Genomic DNA, 23307 nt, shown 5'->3' on the forward strand with positions numbered 1-23307 from the left:
CTCAGGCAGTCGCCAGCGCCGCCAGCACCAGCTCGCAGCTGCGCTGGCAGTACTCGGCCAGCACCGTGCGGATGCGCAGCGGGTCACGGGCCACCACGGCTTCGAGCAGGTTGGCAAACAGCACCAGGAAATCGTTCATGTTGGCCTTGCGCTGGTCCAGCGCCAGGTAATAGGTACGGCTCATGGCCGGCTGCAGGTTCTCGACGGTTTCCTGCAGGTAGGGATTGTTGGCAAACGGATAGGCGGCGCGCATCACCGCGAAGCTTTCGTCGACGAAAGCGCGGATGTCCTGGCGCTCGAACGCACCGTTCAGGCGCTGCTGGATCTTGAGGAACGGCAACAGATCGCCATCGTTGCGCCAGTTCAGGGCCACGGCATTGCCGAGCAGGTTGTACAACTCGCCCATCAGCGTGCACAGGCTGCGCACATTGTGCTCATTGAGTTCGGTCACATGGGCACCACGACGCGGCAGGATGGTCACCAGGTGGCGGCGTTCGAGGATCAAAAGCGCCTCGCGCACCGAGCCACGGCTGACATTCAATGCCTGGGTGACCTTCTGCTCCTGGATACGCTCGGCGGGCTTGAGCTCGCCGCGGATGATCCGCTCGGCCAGGTAATGGGCAATTTGCTCGGAGAGGCTGTCCGGCGCCTTGAACGTCATGGTTTTCCTTCAAAATCATTGAACTGTGCACAAGCGCGGAATTGTAGCGCACTTGCCCCCGCGCCGCGCAGTGGCCATACAGCAGAAGTTGGCACGATTGGCGCAAAAGATTCGGATCACGCAGGGCCAACTATGCTCATAACAGAGCACCTGTGAAAGGGCGGAAGCGCCACGAGAAATTTCCTGACCCAAAGGTCAGAAAATTGTTGACCTGAAAATCAAGTCTGCTTACAGTCCGCTCAACAACAATAAGTCGCTTGTGAGGCCTTCCCGTGATCCAGTTTCTACTTAACCAGGAGCTGCGCAGTGAGCATGCCCTGGACCCCAACCTGACCGTGCTCGAGTATCTTCGTGAACACTTGGGCAAGTCCGGTACCAAGGAAGGCTGCGCCAGCGGCGATTGCGGCGCCTGCACCGTGGTGGTCGGCGAACTGGCCCAGGCCGAGGATGGCCGCGAACACATTCGCTACCGCAGCCTCAACTCGTGCCTGACCTTCGTCTCGTCGTTGCACGGTAAACAGTTGATTAGCGTCGAAGGCCTCAAGCATCAGGGCAAACTGCACAGCGTGCAGCAGGCCATGGCCGATTGCCACGGCTCGCAATGCGGCTTCTGCACCCCGGGCTTTGTCATGTCGCTGTTCGCCCTGCAAAAGAACAGTGACGCACCCGATTTGCACAAGGCCCAGGAAGCCCTGGCCGGCAACCTCTGCCGCTGCACCGGCTACCGGCCGATCCTGGCCGCCGCCGAGCAGTCCTGCTGCCAGGCCCAGCCTGATCAGTTCGACCGCAGCCAAGCGCAGACCATTGCCCGCCTCAAGGCCATCGCCCCGAGCGAAACCGGCGAGCTCAACAGCGGCGACAAACGCTGCCTGGTGCCGCTGACCGTGGCTGACCTTGCCGAACTCTACGGCTCGCACCCCGAAGCCCGATTGCTGGCCGGCGGCACCGACCTGGCGCTGGAAGTCACCCAGTTCCACAAGACCCTGCCGGTGATGATCTATGTTGGCAACGTCGCCGAACTCAAACGCATCGACACTCAAGCCGAGCACCTGGAAATCGGCGCGGCCACGCCGCTGACCGACTGCTACGACGCCCTGAGTCGCGAATACCCGGATTTTGGCGAACTGCTGCACCGCTTCGCCTCGCTGCAGATCCGCAACCAGGGCACCTTGGGCGGCAACATCGGCAACGCCTCGCCAATCGGCGACTCGCCGCCCCTGCTGATCGCCCTGGATGCGCAGATCGTCCTGCGCAAAGGTGACAACAGCCGTACCCTGGCGCTGGAAGACTACTTCATCGACTACCGCATCACCGCACGCCAGGAAAGCGAGTTCATCGAGAAGATCATCGTGCCACGGGCCCGCGCCGACTGGGCGTTCCGCGCCTACAAGGTGTCCAAGCGCCTGGACGATGACATTTCGGCGGTCTGCGCGGCGTTCAACCTGCGCATCAACAACGGCGTGGTCGAGGCGGCGCGCATTGCCTTCGGCGGCATGGCGGCAATCCCCAAACGGGCCCGCGCCTGCGAAGCGGCGCTGGTCGGCAAGGCCTGGAACCAGGCCAGCATCGAGCGCGCCTGCCAGGCGCTGGCCGAGGACTTCACACCGCTCTCGGATTTTCGCGCGAGCAAGGAATACCGCCTGCTCAGCGCGCAGAACCTGCTGCGCAAATACTTCATCGAACTGCAAACGCCGCACATCGAAACTCGGGTGACCGCTTATGTCTAACCATCACGTCGCCAAAAGCCAGGCCGAAATGGCAGAACTGTTCAGCCAGGACCTGACCACCGGGGTCGGCCGCAGCCTCAAGCACGACAGTGCCGACAAACATGTGTCCGGCGAAGCGGTGTACATCGATGACCGCCTGGAATTCCCCAACCAGCTGCATGTGTATGCACGCCTGTCCGACCGCGCCCACGCCCGGGTGCTGAGCATCGACACCAGCCCCTGTTACGCCTTCGAAGGCGTGCGCATCGCGATCACCCACGAAGACCTGCCGGGCCTCAAGGATATCGGCCCGCTGCTGCCCGGCGACCCGCTGCTGGCGATCGACACCGTCGAGTTCGTCGGCCAGCCGGTGCTTGCCGTCGCTGCCCGCGACCTCGATACCGCGCGCCGCGCGGCCATGGCCGCGATCATCGAATACGAAGACCTGGAGCCGGTGCTGGATGTGGTCCAGGCGCTGCGCAAAAAACACTTCGTGCTCGACAGCCATACCCACCAGCGCGGCGACTCGGTCAGCGCCCTGGCCAGCGCCCCGCACCGCCTGCAGGGCACCCTGCACATCGGCGGCCAGGAGCACTTCTACCTGGAAACCCAGATCTCCTCGGTGATGCCCACCGAAGATGGCGGGATGATCGTCTACTGCTCGACCCAGAACCCCACCGAAGTGCAGAAGCTGGTGGCCGAAGTGCTCGACGTGCCGATGAACAAGATCGTCGTCGACATGCGCCGCATGGGTGGCGGTTTTGGCGGCAAGGAAACCCAGGCAGCCAGCCCCGCCTGCTTGTGCGCAGTGATTGCCCACCTCACCGGCCAGCCAACCAAGATGCGCCTGCCGCGGGTCGAAGACATGCTGATGACCGGCAAACGCCACCCGTTCTACATCGAGTACGACGTCGGTTTCGATGACAACGGCCGCCTGCACGGGATCAACTTCGACCTGGCCGGCAACTGCGGCTGCTCGCCGGACCTCTCGGCCTCGATTGTCGACCGTGCCATGTTCCACGCCGACAACGCCTACTACCTGGGCGATGCCACCATCCATGGCCACCGCTGCAAGACCAACACCGCCTCCAACACTGCGTACCGTGGTTTTGGCGGCCCGCAGGGCATGGTCGCCATCGAGGAGGTGATGGACCATATCGCCCGCCACCTGGCCCTCGACCCGCTGGCAGTGCGCAAGGCCAACTACTACGGCAAGACCGAGCGCAACGTCACCCACTACTACCAGACCGTCGAGCACAACATGCTCGAAGAGATCACCGCCGAGCTCGAAGCCAGCAGTGATTACGCCGAGCGCCGCGAATCGATCCGCCGCTTCAACGCCAACAGCCCGATCCTCAAGAAAGGCCTGGCACTGACCCCGGTGAAGTTCGGCATCTCGTTCACCGCCAGCTTCCTCAACCAGGCCGGTGCCCTGGTGCACATCTACACCGATGGCAGCATTCACCTGAACCATGGCGGCACCGAAATGGGTCAAGGCCTGAACACCAAGGTCGCGCAGGTGGTGGCCGAAGTGTTCCAGGTGGATTTCCAGCGCATCCAGATCACCGCAACCAACACCGACAAAGTGCCCAACACCTCGCCGACCGCAGCTTCCAGCGGCGCCGACCTGAACGGCAAGGCGGCGCAGAATGCCGCCGAGATCCTCAAGCAACGCCTGACCGAGTTCGCCGCACGGCAGTACAAAGTCAGCGAGGAAGACGTCGAGTTTCGCAACGGCCACGTGCGCGTGCGCGATGAAATCCTCAGTTTCGATGCCCTGGTGCAGCAGGCGTATTTCGCCCAGGTTTCGCTGTCGAGCACAGGCTTCTACAAGACCCCGAAAATCTACTACGACCGCAGCCAGGCCCGTGGCCGGCCGTTCTACTACTTCGCCTTCGGTGCGGCCTGCGCCGAGGTGATCGTCGACACCCTGACCGGCGAGTACAAGATGCTGCGTACCGACATCCTCCACGATGTCGGCGCCTCGCTAAACCCGGCCATCGACATCGGCCAGGTCGAGGGCGGCTTCATCCAGGGCATGGGCTGGCTGACCACCGAAGAGCTGGTGTGGAACGCCAAGGGCAAGCTGATGACCAACGGCCCGGCCAGTTACAAGATCCCGGCGGTGGCCGACATGCCGGTGGATCTGCGGGTGAAACTGGTGGAAAACCGCAAGAACCCGGAAGACACGGTGTTCCATTCCAAAGCCGTGGGCGAGCCGCCGTTCATGCTCGGCATTGCCGCCTGGTGCGCGATCAAGGACGCCGTGGCGAGCCTGGGCGATTACCGCGTGCACCCGCTGATCGATGCGCCGGCGACGCCGGAGCGGGTGCTCTGGGGTTGCGAGCAGATGCGCAAGGCGCTGGCGGCGCAGCAGCCTGCTACCGAGGTTGAGACAGTGACACCGTGAGCCCGCTATCGCTGGCAAGCCAGCTCCCGCAGGATCTGTGTACACCGGACCTGTGGGAGCGGGCTCGACCCGCGATGAGGCCAGCACAGGCACCACATAGGTAACTGAACATGCACACCTGGATCAACGCCCTGTCCGACCTGCAGTCCCGCGGCGAGCCCTGCGTACTGGTAACCATCATCGAAGAGCGCGGCTCGACGCCACGCAATGCCGGCTCGAAAATGGTTGTCAGTGCCGAGCAACTATTCGACACCATCGGCGGCGGCCACCTGGAGTACAAGGCCATGCACATCGCCCGGCAGATGCTCGCCGAGCGCCGCGAAGCCCCGCACCTTGAACGCTTCAGCCTCGGAGCCAGCCTCGGCCAGTGCTGCGGCGGCGCCACCGTGCTGCTGTTCGAGCCGATGGGCCAGGTGCAGGCGCAGATCGCCGTATTCGGCGCAGGCCATGTCGGCCGCGCTCTGGTACCCTTGCTCGCCGCCCTGCCCTGCAAGGTGCGCTGGATCGACTCGCGCGAGCAGGAATTCCCCGAGAGCATTCCCGCCGGGGTCAGCAAGATCGTCAGTGAAGAGCCGGTGGATGAAGTCGATGAGCTGCCCGTGGGCAGCTACTGCATCGTCATGACCCATAACCATCAGCTGGATCTGGAACTGACGGCGGCGATCCTCAAGCGCAACGACTTCACCTGGTTCGGCCTGATCGGCTCGAAGACCAAACGCGTCAAGTTCGAGCATCGCCTGCGTGAGCGCGGCTTCGCCGAGGAACGCCTGCAGCGCATGCATTGCCCGATGGGCATCGCCGAGGTCAAGGGCAAGCTGCCGATCGAGATCGCCGTGTCGATCGCCGCGCAAATCATTGCCACCTACAACGCCAGCTTTGGCCAGCACAACAACGCTGCCAACACCGGCCCCATTGCCCAATTGCTGCCGCCATCACGGCGCAGCCAAGCCATATGACGAGAGCCCTATGAGCGCAACCCGCAAAGCCTACCGTGCCGCCATCCTGCACAGCATCGCCGACCCTGCCGAAGTGGGCGTCGAAGCCTCCTATCAGTATTTCGAAGATGGCCTGCTGCTGATCGACAACGGCAAGATCAGCGCCCTGGGTGATGCCCGCGAGCTGCTGCCGACCCTGGCCGCCGACGTCGCGGTCGAGCATTACCAGGACGCCCTGATCACCCCGGGCTTTATCGACACCCATATTCACTTCCCGCAGACCGGCATGATCGGTTCCTACGGCGAGCAGTTACTGGATTGGCTCAACACCTACACCTTCCCCTGCGAGAAGCAGTTCGCCGACAAGGCGCATGCCGATAAGGTCGCGAAGATCTTCGTTGAAGAACTGCTGCGCAACGGCACCACCACCGCCCTGGTGTTCGGCAGTGTCCATCCGGAGTCGGTCAATGCCTTCTTCGAAGAGGCCGAGCGCCTGGACCTGCGCATGATCGCTGGCAAAGTGATGATGGACCGCAATGCCCCGGACTACCTGACCGACACCGCCGAATCCGGCTACACCGAAAGCAAGGCGCTGATCGAGCGCTGGCACGGCAAGGGCCGCCTGCACTACGCAGTGACCCCACGCTTTGCCCCGACCAGCACCCCGGAGCAACTGACCCTGGCCGGCCAGTTGCTGAGCGAGTATCCCGACCTGTACATGCACACCCACCTGAGCGAAAACCTCAAGGAGATCGACTGGGTCAAAGAACTGTTCCCGGAGCGCAAGGGCTACCTGGACGTCTACGACCACTTCAAGCTGCTCGGCCAACGCTCGGTGTTCGCCCACGGCGTGCACCTGTGCGACGACGAATGCCAGCGCCTGGCCGAAACCGGCTCGGCCGTGGCCTTCTGCCCGACCTCCAACCTGTTCCTCGGCAGCGGCCTGTTCAACCTGCCACAGGCCGAGAAGTTCAAGGTCAAGGTCGGCCTGGGCACCGACGTCGGCGCCGGAACCAGCTTCTCGCTGCTCAACACCCTGAATGAAGCCTACAAGGTCATGCAGTTGCAGGGCGCGCGCCTGAGCCCGTTCAAGTCACTGTACCTGGCAACCTTGGGCGGCGCCCGGGCACTGAGCCTGGATGACCGTATCGGCAGCCTGCAGCCTGGCAACGATGCCGACTTCGTGGTCCTCGACTACAAGGCCACGGCGCTGATGGACTACCGCATCCAGCAGTCCAACAGTATCGACGAGACGCTGTTCGTGCTGATGACCCTGGGCGATGACCGCACCGTCAAGCAGACCTTCGCTGCCGGGCGCTGCGTGCACCAGCGCTAAGGCTCGCGGAACAGCCCCTTGTACAACGCGCCGCCGATCACCGCCCCGATCAGCGGCGCCACCCAGAACAACCACAGTTGCTGCAGCGCCCAGCCACCGACGAAAATCGCCGGCCCCGTGCTGCGCGCCGGGTTCACCGAGGTGTTGGTGACGGGAATCGAGATCAGGTGGATCAGGGTCAGGGCCAGGCCGATGGCGATCGGTGCAAAGCCTGCCGGGGCACGGCTGTCGGTAGCGCCCATGATGATCAGGATGAACATCGCGGTCATCACCACTTCACTGGCAAAGCCTGCCGCCAATGAATAGCCGCCGGGTGAATGATCGGCATAGCCGTTGGAGGCCAGCCCCGCCGACAACTCGAAGCCTGCCTTGCCACTGGCAATGAAGTAGATCACCGCTGCACCGAGGATCGCCCCGATCACCTGGGCGATGACGTAGGGCAGCAGGTCCTTGAGCGGAAAACGCCCACCCACCACCAGCCCGACCGACACTGCGGGGTTCAGATGGCATCCGGAAATATGACCGATGGCGAAAGCCATGGTCAGCACGGTCAGGCCGAAGGCCATGGCCACCCCGACCAGGCCGATACCGACGGGGAACGAGGCCGCGATCACCGCACTGCCGCAGCCACCCACCACCAGCCAGAACGTCCCGATCAGTTCAGCACCCATGCGTTTGCTCAGGGGCATCGACATATACCTGTCCTCAAGTAGTTGAAATTCTACGCATAGCGCGCAAGCCCAACTGCTTGATGAAGGTTTGCGGTGGTTCAGGTGAGAATCTAGCAGAGGCTGGATAACCTGCCAGTGACCCGCGATTGGGTGTTACTGGCCTTCACCCCTTGAGCGGCGCAACCCCACCACGCTTCTTGGTCTGCAGCAGGTGCGAGAACACTGCATGCAGGTCGTCCGAAGCGCTGTCCTCGTCGAGGTTGAGCTTGCTGTCGATGTGGTCCATGTGGTGCATCATCAGGCTCACTGCCTGGTTGACGTCACGGGCCTCGATGGCGTCGATCAGTTGCATGTGCTCGTCGTAGGAGCAATGCGAGCGGTTGCCGCTTTCGTACTGGGCGATGATCAGCGAGGTTTGCGACACCAGGCTGCGCTGGAAGCTGATCAAGGGGGCATTGCCCGCCGCTTCCGCCAGTTTCAGGTGGAACTCGCCGGACAGGCGAATACCAGCACCGCGATCGCCGCGGGAAAAGCTGTCACGCTCCTCGCGGACCATCTGGCGCAGTTCGTTGAGTTGCTCGGCAGTGGCGTGCTCGACCGCAAGCTCGGTGATGGCGCGCTCGACCATGCGCCGCGAGAAGAACACCTGGCGGGCTTCTTCGACCGTCGGGCTGGCCACTACCGCACCGCGGTTGGGCCGCAGCAGCACCACGCTTTCGTGGGCCAGGCGCGACAGGGCGCGACGGATGATGGTACGGCTGACGCCGAAGATCTCGCCCAGGGCTTCCTCGCTCAACTTGGTACCCGGCGCCAGACGCTGCTCGAGGATGGCCTCGAAAATGTGCGCGTAGACGATATCGTCCTGGGTTCCGCTACGACCGGCCTTGCCGGTACGCACTGGTTTCTTGAGAGGTTGCAGCTGTTCGTTCATGGGCACTCGAGCACGGAGATCCGCCAGTCGGACCCTGACTGTAATACCAGCCAGTGGGGCGATGGCAAGTCCTGATAAGAAATTAAACGATTAAGGTATTGGCACATTGTACACAGCCGCAGGGATTTCTGCAGGTGGCGATGGCCTTTATAGCTACACCAGCAAATTATCTGGGCACAACAACAAAAACATTATTTGCATTCTTTGTATACAAACGCATAATCCATCCGTGCAACTTCCTGACCCAGAAGTCAACAAACGGTCCGGTGGCCTGCCATCCCATCCGCCTCACAGAGCCCCCCAGTGCGTGCGCAGGACTGGTTCTGGAAAACAAGAAAAGACTTGAGGAGTACACGCTGTGGAAAGCCGCAAATCCGACGCCCCTACGCTGGATCTTGCCCCACCGCTCGAAACGAGCTGGCTGGAGCGGATTTTCAAACTCAAGCTACATGGCACCACCGTCAAAACCGAAATGATCGCCGGGTTGACCACCTTCATCACCATGGCCTACATCATCTTCGTCAACCCCAACATCATGGCCGATGCTGGCATCGATCACGGCGCGGCGTTCGTCGCCACCTGCATCGCCGCAGCCCTCGGTTGCCTGTTGATGGGCCTGTACGCCAACTGGCCCGTTGGCCTGGCACCGGGCATGGGCCTCAACGCCTTCTTTACCTACACCGTGGTCGGAACCATGGGCTACACCTGGGAAGCTGCGCTGGGCGCGGTGTTCGTCTCTGGGGTACTGTTCATGCTGCTGACCTTGTCGCGGGTGCGCGAATGGCTGCTCAACAGCATTCCGGTCAGCCTGCGTCATGCCATGGGTGCCGGCGTCGGATTGTTCCTCGGACTGATCGGTCTTAAAACCGCAGGGATTGTCGTCGACAGCCCGGCGACCCTGATCAAGCTTGGCTCGCTGCACGAGCCCGGCCCGCTGCTGGCGGCGATCTGCTTTCTGATGATCGCGGTGCTCAGCTACCACCGGGTGTTTGGCGCGATCCTGATCAGCATCATCAGCGTCACCCTCGCCGGCTGGGGCCTGGGCCTGGTGGAGTACGGCGGACTGTTCTCGCTGCCGCCGAGCCTGGCGCCGACCTGGATGGCCATGGACGTGGCCGGGGTGTTCAACGTCAGCATGATCGCCGTGGTGTTTGCCTTCCTCTTCGTGCACATGTTCGACACCGCCGGCACCCTGATGGGCGTGGCCCAGCGGGCCAACCTGGTGAATGCCGACGGGCGCATCGAGAACCTCTCGCGAGCGCTTAAAGCCGACAGCGCATCGAGTGTGTTCGGTGCCGTGGTCGGCGTACCACCGGTGACCAGCTATGTAGAGAGTGCTGCGGGGGTCGCCGCCGGCGGCCGGACCGGGCTGACTGCGGTGGTGGTCGGCCTGTTCTTCATCGCCGCGATGTTCTTCGCTCCGCTGGCCGGGATGATTCCCGCCTATGCCACGGCCGGCGCGCTGATCTACGTGGCGATGCTGATGATGGGCAGCATGGCCCATATCAACTGGGATGAAGCCACCGACAGCATCCCGGCGATCGTCACTGCGATCATGATGCCGTTGACCTTCTCCGTCGCTGACGGTATCGCCCTGGGCTTTATCACCTATGTGGTGCTCAAGGCGGGTACCGGTCGCTATAAAGAGATCTCGGCGAGCCTGTGGGTGTTGACGGCGATCTTCATTGCCAAGTTTGTGTTCCTGTAAACAAGGCGATTGCGAGACAAGGGCCTCACCTTCGGGTGGGGCTTTTTGTTGTTTGCGAGGGACCTATCGCGGGTCAAGCCCGCTCCTACACCTGTGGGAGCGGGCTTGACCCGCGATGAGGCCGCAGAAAAATCACAGGCAAAAAAAAGGTTCTTCACGGAATCCTGGGTTGGGGGGCGCGAGTTTATCCATTCGGTGTGGGGCTGCTGGCCCCTTCCGCCTTTACGGCGGCCTACTTTTCTCTTGGGAAAAGGTAGGCAAAACCGCTTGCTCCTGCATACGGCCCTACGCTGCGCTTCGGGTCCCCTCGCTACGCCACCTTCCGGGGCATCGCGGCCTACGACTTGCTGCGCCAAGTCTACGTCTCGCGTCTTCGGCTGACGCCGAAGGTGCTGCGCACCGCCCCTACAAGCACCTCCGCTCGGCCTCCTGAAGTCGCCTTTCGCGGCGCCTGGAAGTACGCGCATGAAGATCAAGATCAACATCAAGATGAAGCAAGTCGGTCCTCGCTTCAGCGTCAGCTTGGCGCCGCCATAATCTGCTTTCGCAGATACGTCAGTGCAGGCGCCGCCCATAACTTCGCGACTTCAGGAGGCTGAGCGTAGGTGTCTGGAGGGGGCTGGTGCGTAGCACCCTTCGGCCCAGGCCGAAGTCGCGAGACGTAGACTTGGCGTAGCAAGTCGTAGGCCGCGATGCCCCTGGAAGGCACCGTAGCGAAGGAACCCGGAGCGCAGCGTAGGGCCGTATGCTGGAGCGAGCGGTTTTGGTTCCTTTTGCCAAGACAAAAGGGACCCGCCGTAAGGGCGGAAGGGGCCAGCAGCAGCGCCACAGTGAATGGATAAGCTAGAAACCTCAACATCCCAACCCAAGGATCATAGCCTCCGGCAACCCGTGAAGAACCAAAAAAAGCCCGCAGTGTGAGCGGGCAAGGACCTACGAAGATTCTTCTAGCGACCAACTAGCTTCCACGATAGGTCGAGTAACTGTACGGCGAGATCAACAGCGGTACGTGGTAGTGATCCTGCTCGGCGCTGATGCCGAAACGCAGTACCACCACATCAAGGAAAGCAGGCTCGGGCAGTTGTACGCCGCGGGCACGGTAGTAGTCGCCGGCGCTGAACTGCAGTTGGTAGACGCCGCTGCGGTAATCATCGCCTTGCAGCAGCGGCGCGTCACAACGGCCATCGCTGTTGGTCAGGGTAGTGTTCACCAGCTCCAACTGCTGGCCTTCGACCCGGTACAGCTCGACCTTGATCGAGCTGCCAGGGCAGCCATGAGCGGCATCCAGTACATGCGTGGTCAAACGTCCCATTGCTTGCTCGCCTCTGTTCTATCTGTGGGCAAAAAATACCCGCACGCCAGCGTCAGGAAGCCCGACAACGTGCGGCTGTCGGATTATTAAGACATTTTTCTGTAAAATTGTACACAATAATTCGGTATTCTTTCCTGACACACCGCTCATCCCCTGCAAATATGCCATCAGTCGCAAAACCACGCCACTGGCCGACACACCCGTCATTAGCTGACCGATCAGGCAGATTTCTTGCAGGGCTCCTTATAGAGGCTGGAGTGGGTGAAAAGACAAAGAAAAGCGAAAAAACAGGCTTACAAATCGCAAACAAAGTTGTATACAATAATTCCATCGTCGTGGCCGATACCCTACCCGGGCGCCCACGCCCTCCGCATTCACGTACAAGAAGGAAGACTGCAGTGAGCGCTGATTACCCTCGCGACCTGATCGGTTACGGCAACACCCCACCCCATCCGCGCTGGCCGGGGAACGCCCGCATTGCTTTGTCTTTTGTGCTCAATTACGAAGAAGGTGGCGAACGCAACATCCTTCACGGTGACAAAGAGTCCGAAGCCTTCCTCTCGGAAATGGTTGCCGCCCAGCCGTTGCAGGGCGCGCGCAACATGAGCATGGAATCGCTGTACGAGTATGGCAGCCGCGCCGGCGTCTGGCGCCTGCTCAAGCTGTTCAAGGACACCGGCGTACCACTGACCGTGTTCGCCGTGGCCATGGCCGCCCAGCGCCACCCGGACGTGATCCGCGCCATGGTCGAAGCCGGCCACGAGATCTGCAGCCACGGCTACCGCTGGATCGACTACCAGAACATGGACGAGGCCCAGGAGCGCGAGCACATGCTCGAAGCCATCCGCATCCTCACCGAACTCACCGGCGAGCGTCCGCTGGGCTGGTACACCGGCCGCACCGGGCCGAACACCCGCCGCCTGGTGATGGAGGAAGGCGGCTTCCTCTACGACAGCGACACCTACGACGACGACCTGCCCTACTGGGAACGCAACAACCCGACCGACAAGCCGCACCTGGTGATCCCCTACACCCTGGACACCAACGACATGCGCTTCACCCAGGTCCAGGGTTTCAACTGCGGCGAGCAGTTCTTCCAGTACCTCAAGGACGCCTTCGATGTGCTCTACGAAGAAGGCGCCGAGGCACCGAAGATGCTCTCGATCGGCCTGCACTGCCGTCTGATCGGCCGCCCGGCGCGCCTGGCTGCGCTCAAGCGCTTCGTCGAGTACGCCAAGAGCCATGACCAGGTCTGGTTCGCCCGGCGCGTGGACATCGCCCGTCACTGGCATGCCACCCACCCTTTCCAAGCCGAGAAAGCACAATGACCGCATTCAAGACCCTGAAGCCGTCGACCCTGGATCGCACAGCGTTCGTCGAAGCTTTCGCCGACATCTACGAACATTCGCCATGGGTTGCCGAAAAGGCCTACGACCTGGGCCAACTGCAGGAAATCGACCAGATCGAAGCCCTGCACCAGCGCATGAGCGACATCCTGCTGAGCGCCGACCACGCCGCTCAGCTGGCGCTGATCAATGCTCACCCGGACCTCGCCGGCAAGGCCGCGATCCAGGGTGAACTGACCGAATCGAGCACCAATGAACAGGCCGGCGCCGGTATCCACCAGTGCACCGCCGAAGAGTTCGAGCGCTTCACCGAACTCAACGATGCCTACAAAGAGAAGTTCAAGTTCCCGTTCATCATGGCGGTCAAAGGCAGCAACCGGCACCAGATCCTGGCCGCCTTTGAAAAGCGCATCCACAACTCGGTCGAAGCCGAGTTCAAGGAAGCGCTGGCGCAGATCAACCTGATCGCCCTGTTCCGCCTGCTGCAGCTTTAAGGGCGTCGACCGCCGGGCTGGCCCGAGTGCGCCACGCGAGCGTACCCAGGGCCTGACCGGCGCAACAACGACACCCTCCACAACACAGAATAAAGAGAATCCGCATGCGCACTTTAGTGATTGAGCCCCTGAGCAAAGAAGCCTTCGCCCCTTTCGGTGACGTGATCGAAACCGACGGCAGCGACCACTTCATGATCAACAACGGCTCGACTATGCGCTTTCATCGTCTGGCCACGGTCGAAACCGCACACCCCGACGACAAGGCGATCATCAGCATCTTCCGCGCCGACGCGCAGGACATGCCGCTGACCGTCCGCATGCTGGAGCGCCATCCGCAGGGCAGCCAGGCTTTCATTCCGCTGCTCGGCAACCCCTTTCTGATCGTGGTCGCGCCCGTTGGCGATGCACCTGTATCGGGCCTGGTCCGTGCCTTCATCAGTAATGGAAGGCAGGGCATCAATTACCATCGCGGCGTCTGGCACCACCCGGTGCTGACGATCGAAAAGCGGGATGACTTCCTGGTGGTTGATCGCAGTGGCACTGGCAACAACTGCGATGAGCATTTTTTCAATGAGGATGAGCAATTGATCCTCGCCCCCCACCAATAAGAGAAGACCTGAGCGCCCGGCTACAGGGTGCCAGGGGTAGAGGTAAAGACTGTGGAAGCACATCTGTTGGAATGGCTGAACCTGAGCGTGCGTTGGGTTCACATGATCACTGGCGTGGCATGGATTGGCGCGTCGTTCTACTTTGTCTGGCTGGAAAACAACCTCAACCGGGCCAACCCGCGCGACGGTCTGTCCGGCGATCTCTGGGCGATTCACGGTGGCGGGATCTACCACCTGGAGAAGTACAAGCTGGCTCCGCCAAAAATGCCGGAGAACCTGCACTGGTTCAAATGGGAAGCCTATTTCACCTGGATGTCGGGTATTGCCCTGCTGTGCCTGGTGTTCTACTGGAACCCGACCCTCTACCTGCTGGCTCCTGGCAGTACCCTGAGCGGTGGTGAAGGCATTGCCATCGGTGTCGGTTCGCTGATCGCCGGCTGGTTTATCTATGACTTCCTCTGCGACTCGCCCCTGGGCAAGCGCCCTGGCCTGCTCGGCCTGGTGCTGTTCGTGCTGGTCATCGCCGCCTGTTACGGCTTCAGCCAGGTGTTCAGCGGTCGTGGCGCGTACCTGCACACCGGCGCGATCATCGGCACCATCATGGTCGGTAACGTGTTCCGCATCATCATGCCGGCCCAGCGTCAGCTGGTAGCCGCCATCGAAGCCAACCAGACGCCGGATCCGCTGCTGCCGGCCAAAGGCCTGCTGCGTTCGCGACACAACAACTACTTCACCCTGCCGGTGCTGTTCATCATGATCAGCAACCACTTCCCGAGCACCTATGGCAGCCAGTACAACTGGTTGATCCTGGGCGGTATCGCGGTGGCTGCGGTGTTGGTACGTCACTACTTCAACACCCGTCATGACAGCAACAAGTACGCCTGGACCCTGCCGGTCGGCGCCCTGGCGATGATCTGCCTGGCCTACGTCACCGGCCCAGCGCCGATGCCGACCGCCCCTGAGCAGGCCGCCGCCAAGGTCGAGTACCAGCCGTTGCCGGAAACCGCCCTGGGTGGCAAGACCGCTGCCGAGAAAGCTGCCGAACAGGCTGCCGCTCCAGCACAGCCTGCCGCACCGACCGAGGCGCCAGCCAACGCCACCGCCAAGCTCGACGACGCCGGCTTCGACAAGATCCACAGCGTCATCCAGGAGCGTTGCACCGTGTGCCACTCGGCCAAGCCGACCAGCCCGCTGTTCAGCGCCGCTCCTGCCGGGGTGATGCTCGATACCCCGCAACAGATTCAGCAACAGGCCGCACGCATCCAGGCACAAGCCGTGGCTACGCAGATCATGCCGCTGGGCAACATCACCCAGATGACCCAGCAGGAACGTGAACTGATTGGCGCCTGGGTCGCCAAGGGAGCACCGACCCACTAAGGCAGCCGCAAGCTGCCAGCTGTAAGCGACAAGCAAAAAAAAGCTGCAAGCCAAGCGCGACCTCCTGCTTCTTCTTGAAGCTTGGCGCTTGAAGCTTGCAGCTCCAAGAATAAAAACAAAACCGAGGTGTTGCATGTCCGAGTCACGCAAGGCGTACATCCCTGTTGCGCCCCCACGACAGCCACTGCCCCTGTTCCAACTGTTCCTGGTGGGTCTGCAGCATGTGTTGCTGATGTACGGAGGCGCGATTGCCGTGCCGCTGATCATCGGACAAGCCGCCGGACTTTCTCGTGAAGAAGTCGCTTTCCTGATCAATGCCGACCTGCTGGTCGCTGGTGTCGCCACCATCGTCCAGTCGTTCGGCATTGGCGCTGTCGGCATCCGCATGCCGGTGATGATGGGCGCAAGCTTTGCCGCCGTTGGCAGCATGGTGGCCATGGCCGGCATGCCCGGCGTCGGCCTGCAGGGGATTTTCGGCGCAACCATCGCCGCCGGTTTCTTCGGCATGATCATCGCGCCGTTCATGTCCAAGGTCGTGCGCTTCTTCCCGCCCTTGGTGACCGGCACGGTCATCACCTCGATCGGCCTGTCGCTGTTCCCGGTTGCCGTCAACTGGGCCGGCGGTGGCGCCGATGCCGCGCCCTTCGGCTCCCCCGTCTACCTGATCGTCGCCGGCCTGGTGCTCGCCACCATCCTGCTGATCAACCGCTTCATGCGTGGTTTCTGGGTCAATGTCTCGGTACTGATCGGCATGGGCCTGGGCTACATCATCGCCGGCTCCATCGGCATGGTCGACCTCTCTGGCCTCGGTGAAGCGCCATGGGTACAGGTCGTGACGCCGCTGCATTTCGGCATGCCGACCTTCAGCCTAGCGCCGATCCTGTCGATGTGCCTGGTGGTGGTGATCATCTTCGTCGAGTCCACCGGCATGTTCCTCGCCCTGGGCAAGGTCACCGACCGTGAAGTTACCCCGGGCATGCTGCGCCGCGGCCTGATGTGCGATGCCGGTGCGTCGTTCGTGGCTGGTTTTTTCAACACCTTCACCCACTCCTCGTTCGCCCAGAACATCGGCCTGGTGCAGATGACCGGCGTGCGCTGCCGCTACGTCACTGTGGTCGCCGGAGGCTTTCTGATCCTGCTCAGCCTGCTGCCAAAAGCGGCGTTCCTGATTGCCTCGATTCCGCCTGCGGTACTCGGCGGGGCGTCGATTGCCATGTTCGGCATGGTCGCCGCCACCGGTATCAAGATCCTTCAGGAAGCCGACATCGCCGACCGCCGCAATCAGTTGCTGGTAGCCGTCAGCGTCGGCATGGGCCTGATCCCGGTGGTGCGTCCGGAGTTCTTCGCGCAGATGCCGCAGTGGATGGAACCGATCACCCACAGCGGGATTGCCATGGCCACGGTCAGCGCGTTGATCCTCAACCTGCTGTTCAACATTCTCGGTGGCGCCGAGCGCGCCGCCCACAACGATACCGCCCACCAGCACTGAGCCTTTGGGCGGCGCTTGCCGCCCGGCATCACCCAAGCAATACGCAAGGCCGTCGACCCGTGGGAGCGGGTCGGCCGGGGCGCTTCGCGCCAAAAAAACCGAAAACCAACAATAACAAAGCCGGGAATCACAACATGAAAGGCATCACCACTTCCCTCCTGCTGGGTAGCGGCCTGCTGGCCACCTTGCCAGCCACCGCAGGGGACTTGCTGCTCTGGCACACCAACAGCCTCACCTACCTCTACGGCAAGGACTTCCAGGTCAACCCTGCGATCCAGCAGACGGTGACCTTCGAACATGCCAACAAGTGGAAGTACGGCGACACCTTCCTGTTCATCGACAAGATTTTCTACAACGGCGGCACCGACCGCAACAAAGGCAACAACACCTACTACGGTGAGTTCAGCCCGCGCCTGTCCCTGGGCAAGATCTTCGATCGCAAGTTCGAGTTCGGCCCGATCAAGGACGTCCTGATCGCCATGACCTACGAGTCTGGCGAAGGCGACAACGAGGCCTACCTGATCGGCCCCGGGTTTGACCTGGCGATCCCCGGCTTCAACTACTTCACCCTCAACATCATGCAGCGCAACACCGAAGGCAGCCGCCCGGGTGATCGCGTCTGGCAGATTACCCCGACCTTCTCCTACACCATCCCCGTGGGCAAATCCGACGTCCTGATCGACGGCTACATGGACTGGGTGGTGGACAACGACCAGAGCCGGCGCGGTACCTACCACGCCAACCTGCAGTTCAACCCGCAGGTCAAATACGACCTGGGCAAGGCCCTGAACCTGGGCGCCAAACAGCTGTACGTGGGTATCGAATACAGCTACTGGAAAGACAAATACGGTATCGAGAACAGTGGAAAGCTCGACACCAATCAGAGCGTCACCAGCGCCCTGGTTAAGGTTCACTTCTAAAAGCTGACCGAACGCACAATTTTTGCCCCACCCGCTCCAGGACGGAGCACTTGAGGACCGGCGCGCAAGCCAGTAATCTGCGCGCCCCCTCGATCAGGGCAGGACGGATCCTGCCTGCGTTTGCTGACCGCTCAGTCAATGAATTCGGGCGGTTGGCAAGCGTCACGCCAACCTGAAATACCCATTTCAACTGTTCAGAAAGACGTCGAGCAGGATTGCTTGTGACTGACCCGGAAGGTTGGCCCAGCGCTTGCCAAATAGCTGTGGCCAATCGAAAAAAACTGACCCGCAAGACAAGTATTTACCCAGAAGGTGCCACACCAGAGCACCCATAAAGAATCAATCAAGGGAGCAACTACGCGATGCGTATTACCAACAGCCTGATCCTCGCCAGCGGCCTGCTGGCGGCCAGCACCGGCGCCAGCGCCGGTGATCTGCTGCAATGGCAGAACAACAGCCTGACCTACCTGTGGGGCAAGAACTTCGCCGTCAACCCGTCGATCCAGCAGACCGTGACCTTCGAGCACGCCGATGGCTGGAAGTACGGTGACAACTTCATCTTCGTCGACAAGATCTTCTACAACGGCGACAAGGACTTCAACAACGGCCCCAACACCTACTACGGCGAGATCAGCCCGCGCCTGTCGTTCGGCAAGATCTTCGACCAGAAGCTGGCCTTCGGCCCGGTCAAGGACGTGCTGCTGGCCATGACCTACGAGTTTGGCGAGGGTGACACCGAGTCCTACCTGATCGGCCCGGGCTTCGACCTGGACATCCCAGGCTTCGATTACTTCCAGCTGAACTTCTACCAGCGCAACACCGAAGGCAGCCGCGCCGGTGACAATGTCTGGCAGATCACCCCGGTTTGGTCCTACACCATCCCTGTGGGCAAATCCGACATCCTCATCGATGGTTTCATGGACTGGGTCGTGGATAACGACGCCACCAGCCGCCGTGGCACCTACCACGCCAACCTGCACTTCAACCCACAGGTCAAATACGACCTGGGCAAGGCGTTGAACTGGGGTGAGAAGCAGTTGTATGTCGGTTTCGAATACGACTACTGGAAGAACAAGTACGGTATCAAGGACAGCGACGCCTTCGACACCGACCAGAACACTGCCAGCTTCCTGGTTAAAGTGCACTTCTGATTACTACACTCTAATAGACCGTGCCCCTTGCCAGGGCACGGTCATATTACAAATATTAACTTTCCTACACACAATAAATAAACTTCCTACAAATAAAATCAACATACATCCTGGCGGCGTGCATTCAGCCGCACATAAAGAAACACCGCAATCAGCGTCGGCACCATTACCCCTACTACAAGCAACCCGAACAACACCACCCGATCGCTTACCAGGCGAAAGACATCCAGCAGTAGCAACCCCAGGCAGACCAGTGCCCCGACTGTGCCGGTATACAGGCTAGCGCCCGCCGACAGGCCGGGCATACCCCTGCGCGCGTTCAGCAGCACCAGGACGCACAGGCCGGTCCAGGCCAATGCTGCAAGCATATACAAGCCAAGATGAAAGGCACCGTAGGTCAATGTTTTTAACGGCATATGCAAATTCCCTGTCAATGAGGCAAAGGCAGCCGATACGACCGCCATTGATGCAATCCTTTGCAAGTAAGAGCGCACCACTATAAACCAGAGGAAAAACTTCTCCACTGCATTTATTTGACAAATTTTTCTCACCTCCAGCGTTAGTTTGCCGGCCCTTCTCTTTCGCTATAACAAGGCAAACGCCATGCACGCTATCCGCTCAGCGCCGGTGCGCTATTTACTGTTATTGACCTCGATGTGGTTATTTACATTCCTGATAACCAGAAGCATCCTGTACTTCACCCATTTGAGCGAAGCCGGCGGGAGTTTTTTCTCGATCTTCGTCACCGGTTTCGTCTACGACCTAAGTTTCCTGGTATACGCCGCCCTGCCCCTGGCCTTGTATCTGCTGGTGTGCCCGGCGCGTGCCTGGCGTCTGCGCCTGCACCGCGGGCTGCTGCGTGTCGCGCTGTGTGCCAGCCTGTACCTGATGTTGTTCGTGGCGGTTGCCGAAGGGTTGTTCTGGGACGAGTTCGGTGTGCGCTTCAACTTCATCGCCGTGGATTACCTGGTGTATTCCGATGAGGTGCTGAACAACATTCTCGAGTCTTATCCCATCGGCCTGATCCTCAGCGTGCTGGCACTGCTGGCCGCAGTGCTGACGCTGGCGCTACGCGCCCCCTTGCGCCAGGCTCTGGACGCACCCTTGCCCAGTACTCGTCAGCGCCTGGCTGGCTTTGCCGGCCTGACCCTGCTGGCAGGCGCCTGTCTGTTGCTGATCAACCAGGACATGCCACGTGGCCAAGGCGGCAATGCCTATGCCCGTGAACTGGCCAGCAATGGGCCTTATCAATTCTTCGCCGCATTTCGCAACAACGAACTGGACTACTCGCAGTTCTATGGCAGCCTGGCGCAAAACGCTTCGACCCAGCTGATCCGCGCCGAACTGCAGGAACCCAATAGCCGCTTCATCGACCAGGAGCCCATGGGCATTCGCCGCGAAATTACCCACGCTGGCACCCCGCGCACGCCCAACATCGTTCTGGTTACGATCGAAAGCCTGAGTGCCAAATACCTGGGCAGCAACGGCGATACGCGCAACCTTACGCCCAACCTCGATGCGTTGCGCAAACAGAGCCTGTACTTCAACAACTTCTATGCCACCGGCACCCGTACCGACCGCGGTCTGGAGGCCATCACCCTGTCAATGCCGCCGACACCGGGCCGCTCGATCGTAAAGCGCATCGGTCGCGAAAGCGGGTTTGCCAGCCTTGGCCAACAATTGTCGGAAGTGGGTTATGACAGCGTGTTCGTCTATGGCGGGCGCGGCTACTTCGACAACATGAACGCCTTCTTCAGCGGCAACGGTTATCGCATCGTCGACCAGAGCAGCGTGGATGACGCCGAGATCAGCTTCAAGAATGCCTGGGGCATATCCGATGAAGACCTGTACCGCCAGGCGATCAAACTGGCAGATGCCGACCATGCCAACCAGGTGCCGTTCTTTCTGCAGTTGATGACCACCTCCAACCATCGCCCCTACACTTTCCCCGAAGGTCGCATCGACATTCCTTCTGGCAATGGTCGCGACGGTGCGGTGAAGTACACCGACTATGCGATCGGACGCTTCCTCGAACAGGCACGCAGCAAGCCCTGGTTCGACAATACCCTGTTCATTTTTGTCGCCGACCACACGGCGGGCAGTGCCGGCAAGGAAGACCTGCCAGTGAGCAATTACCAGATCCCACTGTTCATTTATGCGCCGAAACTGATCGAAGCACGCGAGGAAGCGAAACTGGCCAGCCAGATCGACCTGGCGCCAACCCTGCTCGGCCTGCTGAACATGAGCTACACCTCGACCTTCTTCGGTCGCGATCTGCAGCAGGACGATGGCCTGGCGCCACGGGTGCTGATCGGTAACTACCAGCACCTGGGCCTGTTCGACGGCCAGGACCTGGCGATCCTCAGCCCTCGCGACGGCCTGCGCCGGCATAATCAGGCTCTGGGCGAAAGCCGCGAGGTGAGTAGCGACAAGAGCGATCCGCTGATCCAGCGCGCCATCGCCTACTACCAGGTGGCCAGCTACGGCTTTACCCACCACCTGCTCGACTGGCTGCCATCGCCCGACGAACGCACGGCACTGAAGAACTGATCGGCCCCCTCGAAATCAAGCTCTGACAGCACGCCAGAGCTTGCCGATAACCACAACCACCGCCAGCACAGCAGCACCCGCGACAATCCCCACCCCGGCATTGAGCAGGGTACTGGTCAGCACCCCTGCGCGCCCTGCGCTGAAGGCTTCAATGGCATGATGCAGCGGCGCCACGCCGTGCACCAGAATCCCGCCACCGACCAGAAACATCGCCGCCGTACCGATTACCGAGAGGCTTTTCATCATGTACGGCGCCGCCCGCAGGATGCCGTTGCCGATCGCCTTGGCCGCACTGGAGGCCTTCTGGGTCAACCACAGGCCCAGGTCATCGAGCTTGACGATGCCGGCCACCAGGCCATAGACCCCGATGGTCATGACAATGGCGATGCCCGAGAGCACGATGATCTGCTGGGTCAGCGGCGCATCGGCGACCGTGCCCAGGGTGATGGCAATGATCTCGGCCGAGAGGATGAAGTCGGTGCGCACCGCGCCCTTGATCTTGCCCTGCTCGAAGGCCACCAGGTCGACCGCAGGGTCAGCCACCGCCTCGCTCAGCGCCGCGTGCTCGGCCTGGTCTTCCTCCTTGCTGTGGAGGAATTTGTGCGCGAGCTTCTCGAACCCTTCAAAGCACAGGAACGCGCCGCCAATCATCAGCAGCGGCGTCACCGCCCAAGGGATAAAGGCGCTGATCAACAGCGCGGCCGGCACCAGGATCAGCTTGTTGAGAAACGAGCCCTTGGCCACCGCCCAGACCACCGGGATTTCCCGCTCGGCGCGCACGCCAGTGACCTGCTGAGCGTTGAGCGCCAGGTCGTCGCCCAGCACCCCCGCGGTCTTTTTTGCCGCGACCTTGGTCATTACCGAGACATCGTCGAGTACCGTGGCGATATCGTCGATCAATACCAGAAGACTGCTTCCTGCCATGTTTGCCTGATTCCAGCGGGTTGAGAGGGCCACAGTCTAGCTCAAAGTCGCCACCTTGAGCCGCTTGCGAACGCGGTGCTACCATGCGCAACCGCCCTCCCAGGCCCGGTGCCGCCAGCGGCCAGACACGAGGAACAGCGTCAACCATGAGCAGCATTCGCGAGCGCAACAAAGAACTGATCCTGCGCGCGGCCAGTGAAGAGTTTGCCGACAAGGGCTTCGCTGCCACCAAGACCAGCGACATCGCGGCCAAGGCCGGCCTGCCCAAGCCCAACGTCTACTACTACTTCAAGTCCAAGGAAAACCTCTACCGCGAGGTCCTGGAAAGTATCATCGAGCCGATCATGCAGGCGTCGACACCGTTCAATGCCGACGGCGATCCCAAAGAAGTATTGAGCGCCTACATCCGCTCCAAGGTGCGCATCTCCCGCGACCTGCCGTTTGCTTCCAAGGTATTTGCCAGCGAGATCATGCACGGCGCGCCGCACCTGAGCCCGAGCCAGGTCGAGCAGCTCAATGACCAGGCCCGGCACAACATCGAATGCATCCAGGCCTGGATCGACCGCGGCCAGATCGCCAAGCTCGACCCGCATCATCTGATGTTCAGCATCTGGGCGGCGACCCAGACCTACGCTGACTTCGACTGGCAGATTTCGGTGGTCACCGGCAAGGCCAAGCTGGATGACAGCGACTACGAGGCGGCGGCGCAGACCATCATTCGCCTGGTGCTCAAAGGGTGTGAGCCGGACGCTTGATCGGTGGTGTATTTATCGCGGGG

Annotated in this window: 20 protein-coding genes; 14 read left to right on the forward strand and 6 right to left on the reverse strand. The window is 61.3% G+C overall.

The window, feature by feature from the left end:
- Position 1: 1 nt before the first annotated feature.
- On the reverse strand, positions 2–661 hold the full coding sequence (locus tag F8N82_RS16590) for a GntR family transcriptional regulator (protein WP_038996286.1): 660 nt from the start codon (positions 659–661) through the stop codon (positions 2–4).
- Positions 662–933: 272 nt separating this feature from the next.
- Between F8N82_RS16590 and xdhA the strand changes: the two genes are divergently transcribed.
- The 4 genes from xdhA (at position 934) to guaD (ending at position 7048) form a co-directional block, all read left to right on the forward strand.
- Positions 934–2388 (forward strand): xanthine dehydrogenase small subunit, encoded by a 1455-nt coding sequence (xdhA, locus tag F8N82_RS16595; protein WP_038996287.1) that lies wholly within the window; start codon positions 934–936, stop codon positions 2386–2388.
- Positions 2381–4777 (forward strand): xanthine dehydrogenase molybdopterin binding subunit, encoded by a 2397-nt coding sequence (gene xdhB, locus F8N82_RS16600; protein WP_150776777.1) that lies wholly within the window; start codon positions 2381–2383, stop codon positions 4775–4777. Before xdhA ends, xdhB begins: the two co-directional genes overlap by 8 nt.
- Positions 4778–4887: 110 nt before the next feature.
- Positions 4888–5733, forward strand: coding sequence for a xanthine dehydrogenase accessory protein XdhC (gene xdhC, locus F8N82_RS16605; RefSeq protein WP_038996288.1), 846 nt, complete (start codon positions 4888–4890; stop codon positions 5731–5733).
- A gap of 10 nt (positions 5734–5743) precedes the next feature.
- Positions 5744–7048, forward strand: a complete 1305-nt coding sequence (gene guaD / locus F8N82_RS16610) for a guanine deaminase (RefSeq protein ID WP_038996289.1) — start codon at positions 5744–5746, stop codon at positions 7046–7048.
- Here the strand turns inward: guaD and aqpZ are convergent.
- Positions 7045–7743 carry an aquaporin Z gene (gene aqpZ, locus F8N82_RS16615; RefSeq protein ID WP_038996290.1) on the reverse strand — a complete coding sequence of 233 codons (699 nt, stop codon included), beginning with the start codon at positions 7741–7743 and terminating at the stop codon, positions 7045–7047. The genes guaD and aqpZ overlap by 4 nt on opposite strands.
- A 139-nt stretch (positions 7744–7882) precedes the next feature.
- Positions 7883–8650: a GntR family transcriptional regulator gene (locus tag F8N82_RS16620; protein ID WP_036994364.1), complete on the reverse strand. Its 768-nt coding sequence runs from the start codon at positions 8648–8650 to the stop codon at positions 7883–7885.
- A gap of 358 nt (positions 8651–9008) precedes the next feature.
- Between F8N82_RS16620 and F8N82_RS16625 the strand changes: the two genes are divergently transcribed.
- Positions 9009–10358: an NCS2 family permease gene (locus F8N82_RS16625; protein ID WP_038996292.1), complete on the forward strand. Its 1350-nt coding sequence runs from the start codon at positions 9009–9011 to the stop codon at positions 10356–10358.
- 958 nt (positions 10359–11316) lie between these two features.
- Here F8N82_RS16625 and uraH read toward each other — a convergent pair.
- Positions 11317–11670, reverse strand: a complete 354-nt coding sequence (gene uraH / locus F8N82_RS16630) for a hydroxyisourate hydrolase (RefSeq protein ID WP_010225132.1) — start codon at positions 11668–11670, stop codon at positions 11317–11319.
- Positions 11671–12068: 398 nt separating this feature from the next.
- On the opposite strand from uraH, the gene puuE reads away from it, so the two are divergent.
- From puuE to F8N82_RS16665, 7 genes are all read left to right on the forward strand, one after another.
- Positions 12069–12998, forward strand: a complete 930-nt coding sequence (puuE, locus tag F8N82_RS16635) for an allantoinase PuuE (protein ID WP_038996294.1) — start codon at positions 12069–12071, stop codon at positions 12996–12998.
- Complete coding sequence (gene uraD, locus F8N82_RS16640) at positions 12995–13510, forward strand: 2-oxo-4-hydroxy-4-carboxy-5-ureidoimidazoline decarboxylase (RefSeq protein ID WP_038996295.1); 516 nt, start codon at positions 12995–12997, stop codon at positions 13508–13510. The genes puuE and uraD overlap by 4 nt, the downstream gene beginning before the upstream one ends.
- Positions 13511–13614: 104 nt before the next feature.
- Positions 13615–14118, forward strand: a complete 504-nt coding sequence (locus tag F8N82_RS16645) for an ureidoglycolate lyase (protein WP_038996296.1) — start codon at positions 13615–13617, stop codon at positions 14116–14118.
- Positions 14119–14169: 51 nt separating this feature from the next.
- Complete coding sequence (locus F8N82_RS16650; RefSeq protein WP_038996297.1) at positions 14170–15495, forward strand: urate hydroxylase PuuD; 1326 nt, start codon at positions 14170–14172, stop codon at positions 15493–15495.
- A gap of 133 nt (positions 15496–15628) precedes the next feature.
- Entirely contained in the window at positions 15629–16984 is a 1356-nt protein-coding gene (locus tag F8N82_RS16655; protein WP_038996298.1) for a nucleobase:cation symporter-2 family protein, read from the forward strand.
- 134 nt (positions 16985–17118) lie between these two features.
- A complete protein-coding gene (locus tag F8N82_RS16660) occupies positions 17119–17904 on the forward strand; it encodes an outer membrane protein OmpK (RefSeq protein ID WP_038996299.1) in 786 nt (261 codons plus the stop codon).
- A gap of 362 nt (positions 17905–18266) precedes the next feature.
- Positions 18267–19055 (forward strand): outer membrane protein OmpK, encoded by a 789-nt coding sequence (locus tag F8N82_RS16665; protein WP_038996300.1) that lies wholly within the window; start codon positions 18267–18269, stop codon positions 19053–19055.
- Between the two features lie 98 nt (positions 19056–19153).
- Here the strand turns inward: F8N82_RS16665 and F8N82_RS16670 are convergent, their stop codons facing one another.
- The gene (locus F8N82_RS16670) at positions 19154–19519 is read right to left on the reverse strand and encodes a hypothetical protein (protein ID WP_038996301.1); all 366 of its coding nucleotides are present in this window, start codon (positions 19517–19519) and stop codon (positions 19154–19156) included.
- A 139-nt stretch (positions 19520–19658) separates the two neighbouring features.
- Between F8N82_RS16670 and F8N82_RS16675 the strand changes: the two genes are divergently transcribed.
- Positions 19659–21605 (forward strand): LTA synthase family protein, encoded by a 1947-nt coding sequence (locus F8N82_RS16675; RefSeq protein ID WP_038996303.1) that lies wholly within the window; start codon positions 19659–19661, stop codon positions 21603–21605.
- 15 nt (positions 21606–21620) lie between these two features.
- Here the strand turns inward: F8N82_RS16675 and F8N82_RS16680 are convergent, their stop codons facing one another.
- Positions 21621–22529, reverse strand: coding sequence for a DUF808 domain-containing protein (locus tag F8N82_RS16680; RefSeq protein WP_038996304.1), 909 nt, complete (start codon positions 22527–22529; stop codon positions 21621–21623).
- 146 nt (positions 22530–22675) lie between these two features.
- Here F8N82_RS16680 and F8N82_RS16685 point away from each other — a divergent pair, with 146 nt between their 5' ends.
- Complete coding sequence (locus tag F8N82_RS16685) at positions 22676–23284, forward strand: TetR/AcrR family transcriptional regulator (protein WP_038996305.1); 609 nt, start codon at positions 22676–22678, stop codon at positions 23282–23284.
- The last annotated feature ends 23 nt before the right edge of the window (positions 23285–23307 follow it).

Origin of the sequence: Pseudomonas fluorescens (assembly GCF_902497775.2) — a bacterium.
Lineage (GTDB): Bacteria > Pseudomonadota > Gammaproteobacteria > Pseudomonadales > Pseudomonadaceae > Aquipseudomonas > Aquipseudomonas putida_F.

Coding starts and splice junctions, on each gene's coding strand:
- F8N82_RS16685 (WP_038996305.1), top strand. CDS start 22,676: ATGAGCAGCATTCGCGAGCGCAACAAAGAACTGATCCTGCGCGCGGCC.
- xdhB (WP_150776777.1), top strand. CDS start 2,381: ATGTCTAACCATCACGTCGCCAAAAGCCAGGCCGAAATGGCAGAACTG.
- F8N82_RS16660 (WP_038996299.1), top strand. CDS start 17,119: ATGAAAGGCATCACCACTTCCCTCCTGCTGGGTAGCGGCCTGCTGGCC.
- F8N82_RS16665 (WP_038996300.1), top strand. CDS start 18,267: ATGCGTATTACCAACAGCCTGATCCTCGCCAGCGGCCTGCTGGCGGCC.
- F8N82_RS16620 (WP_036994364.1), bottom strand. CDS start 8,650: ATGAACGAACAGCTGCAACCTCTCAAGAAACCAGTGCGTACCGGCAAG.
- uraD (WP_038996295.1), top strand. CDS start 12,995: ATGACCGCATTCAAGACCCTGAAGCCGTCGACCCTGGATCGCACAGCG.
- uraH (WP_010225132.1), bottom strand. CDS start 11,670: ATGGGACGTTTGACCACGCATGTACTGGATGCCGCTCATGGCTGCCCT.
- F8N82_RS16645 (WP_038996296.1), top strand. CDS start 13,615: ATGCGCACTTTAGTGATTGAGCCCCTGAGCAAAGAAGCCTTCGCCCCT.
- F8N82_RS16655 (WP_038996298.1), top strand. CDS start 15,629: ATGTCCGAGTCACGCAAGGCGTACATCCCTGTTGCGCCCCCACGACAG.
- xdhC (WP_038996288.1), top strand. CDS start 4,888: ATGCACACCTGGATCAACGCCCTGTCCGACCTGCAGTCCCGCGGCGAG.
- F8N82_RS16680 (WP_038996304.1), bottom strand. CDS start 22,529: ATGGCAGGAAGCAGTCTTCTGGTATTGATCGACGATATCGCCACGGTA.
- guaD (WP_038996289.1), top strand. CDS start 5,744: ATGAGCGCAACCCGCAAAGCCTACCGTGCCGCCATCCTGCACAGCATC.
- aqpZ (WP_038996290.1), bottom strand. CDS start 7,743: ATGTCGATGCCCCTGAGCAAACGCATGGGTGCTGAACTGATCGGGACG.
- F8N82_RS16670 (WP_038996301.1), bottom strand. CDS start 19,519: ATGGCGGTCGTATCGGCTGCCTTTGCCTCATTGACAGGGAATTTGCAT.
- F8N82_RS16590 (WP_038996286.1), bottom strand. CDS start 661: ATGACGTTCAAGGCGCCGGACAGCCTCTCCGAGCAAATTGCCCATTAC.
- F8N82_RS16675 (WP_038996303.1), top strand. CDS start 19,659: ATGCACGCTATCCGCTCAGCGCCGGTGCGCTATTTACTGTTATTGACC.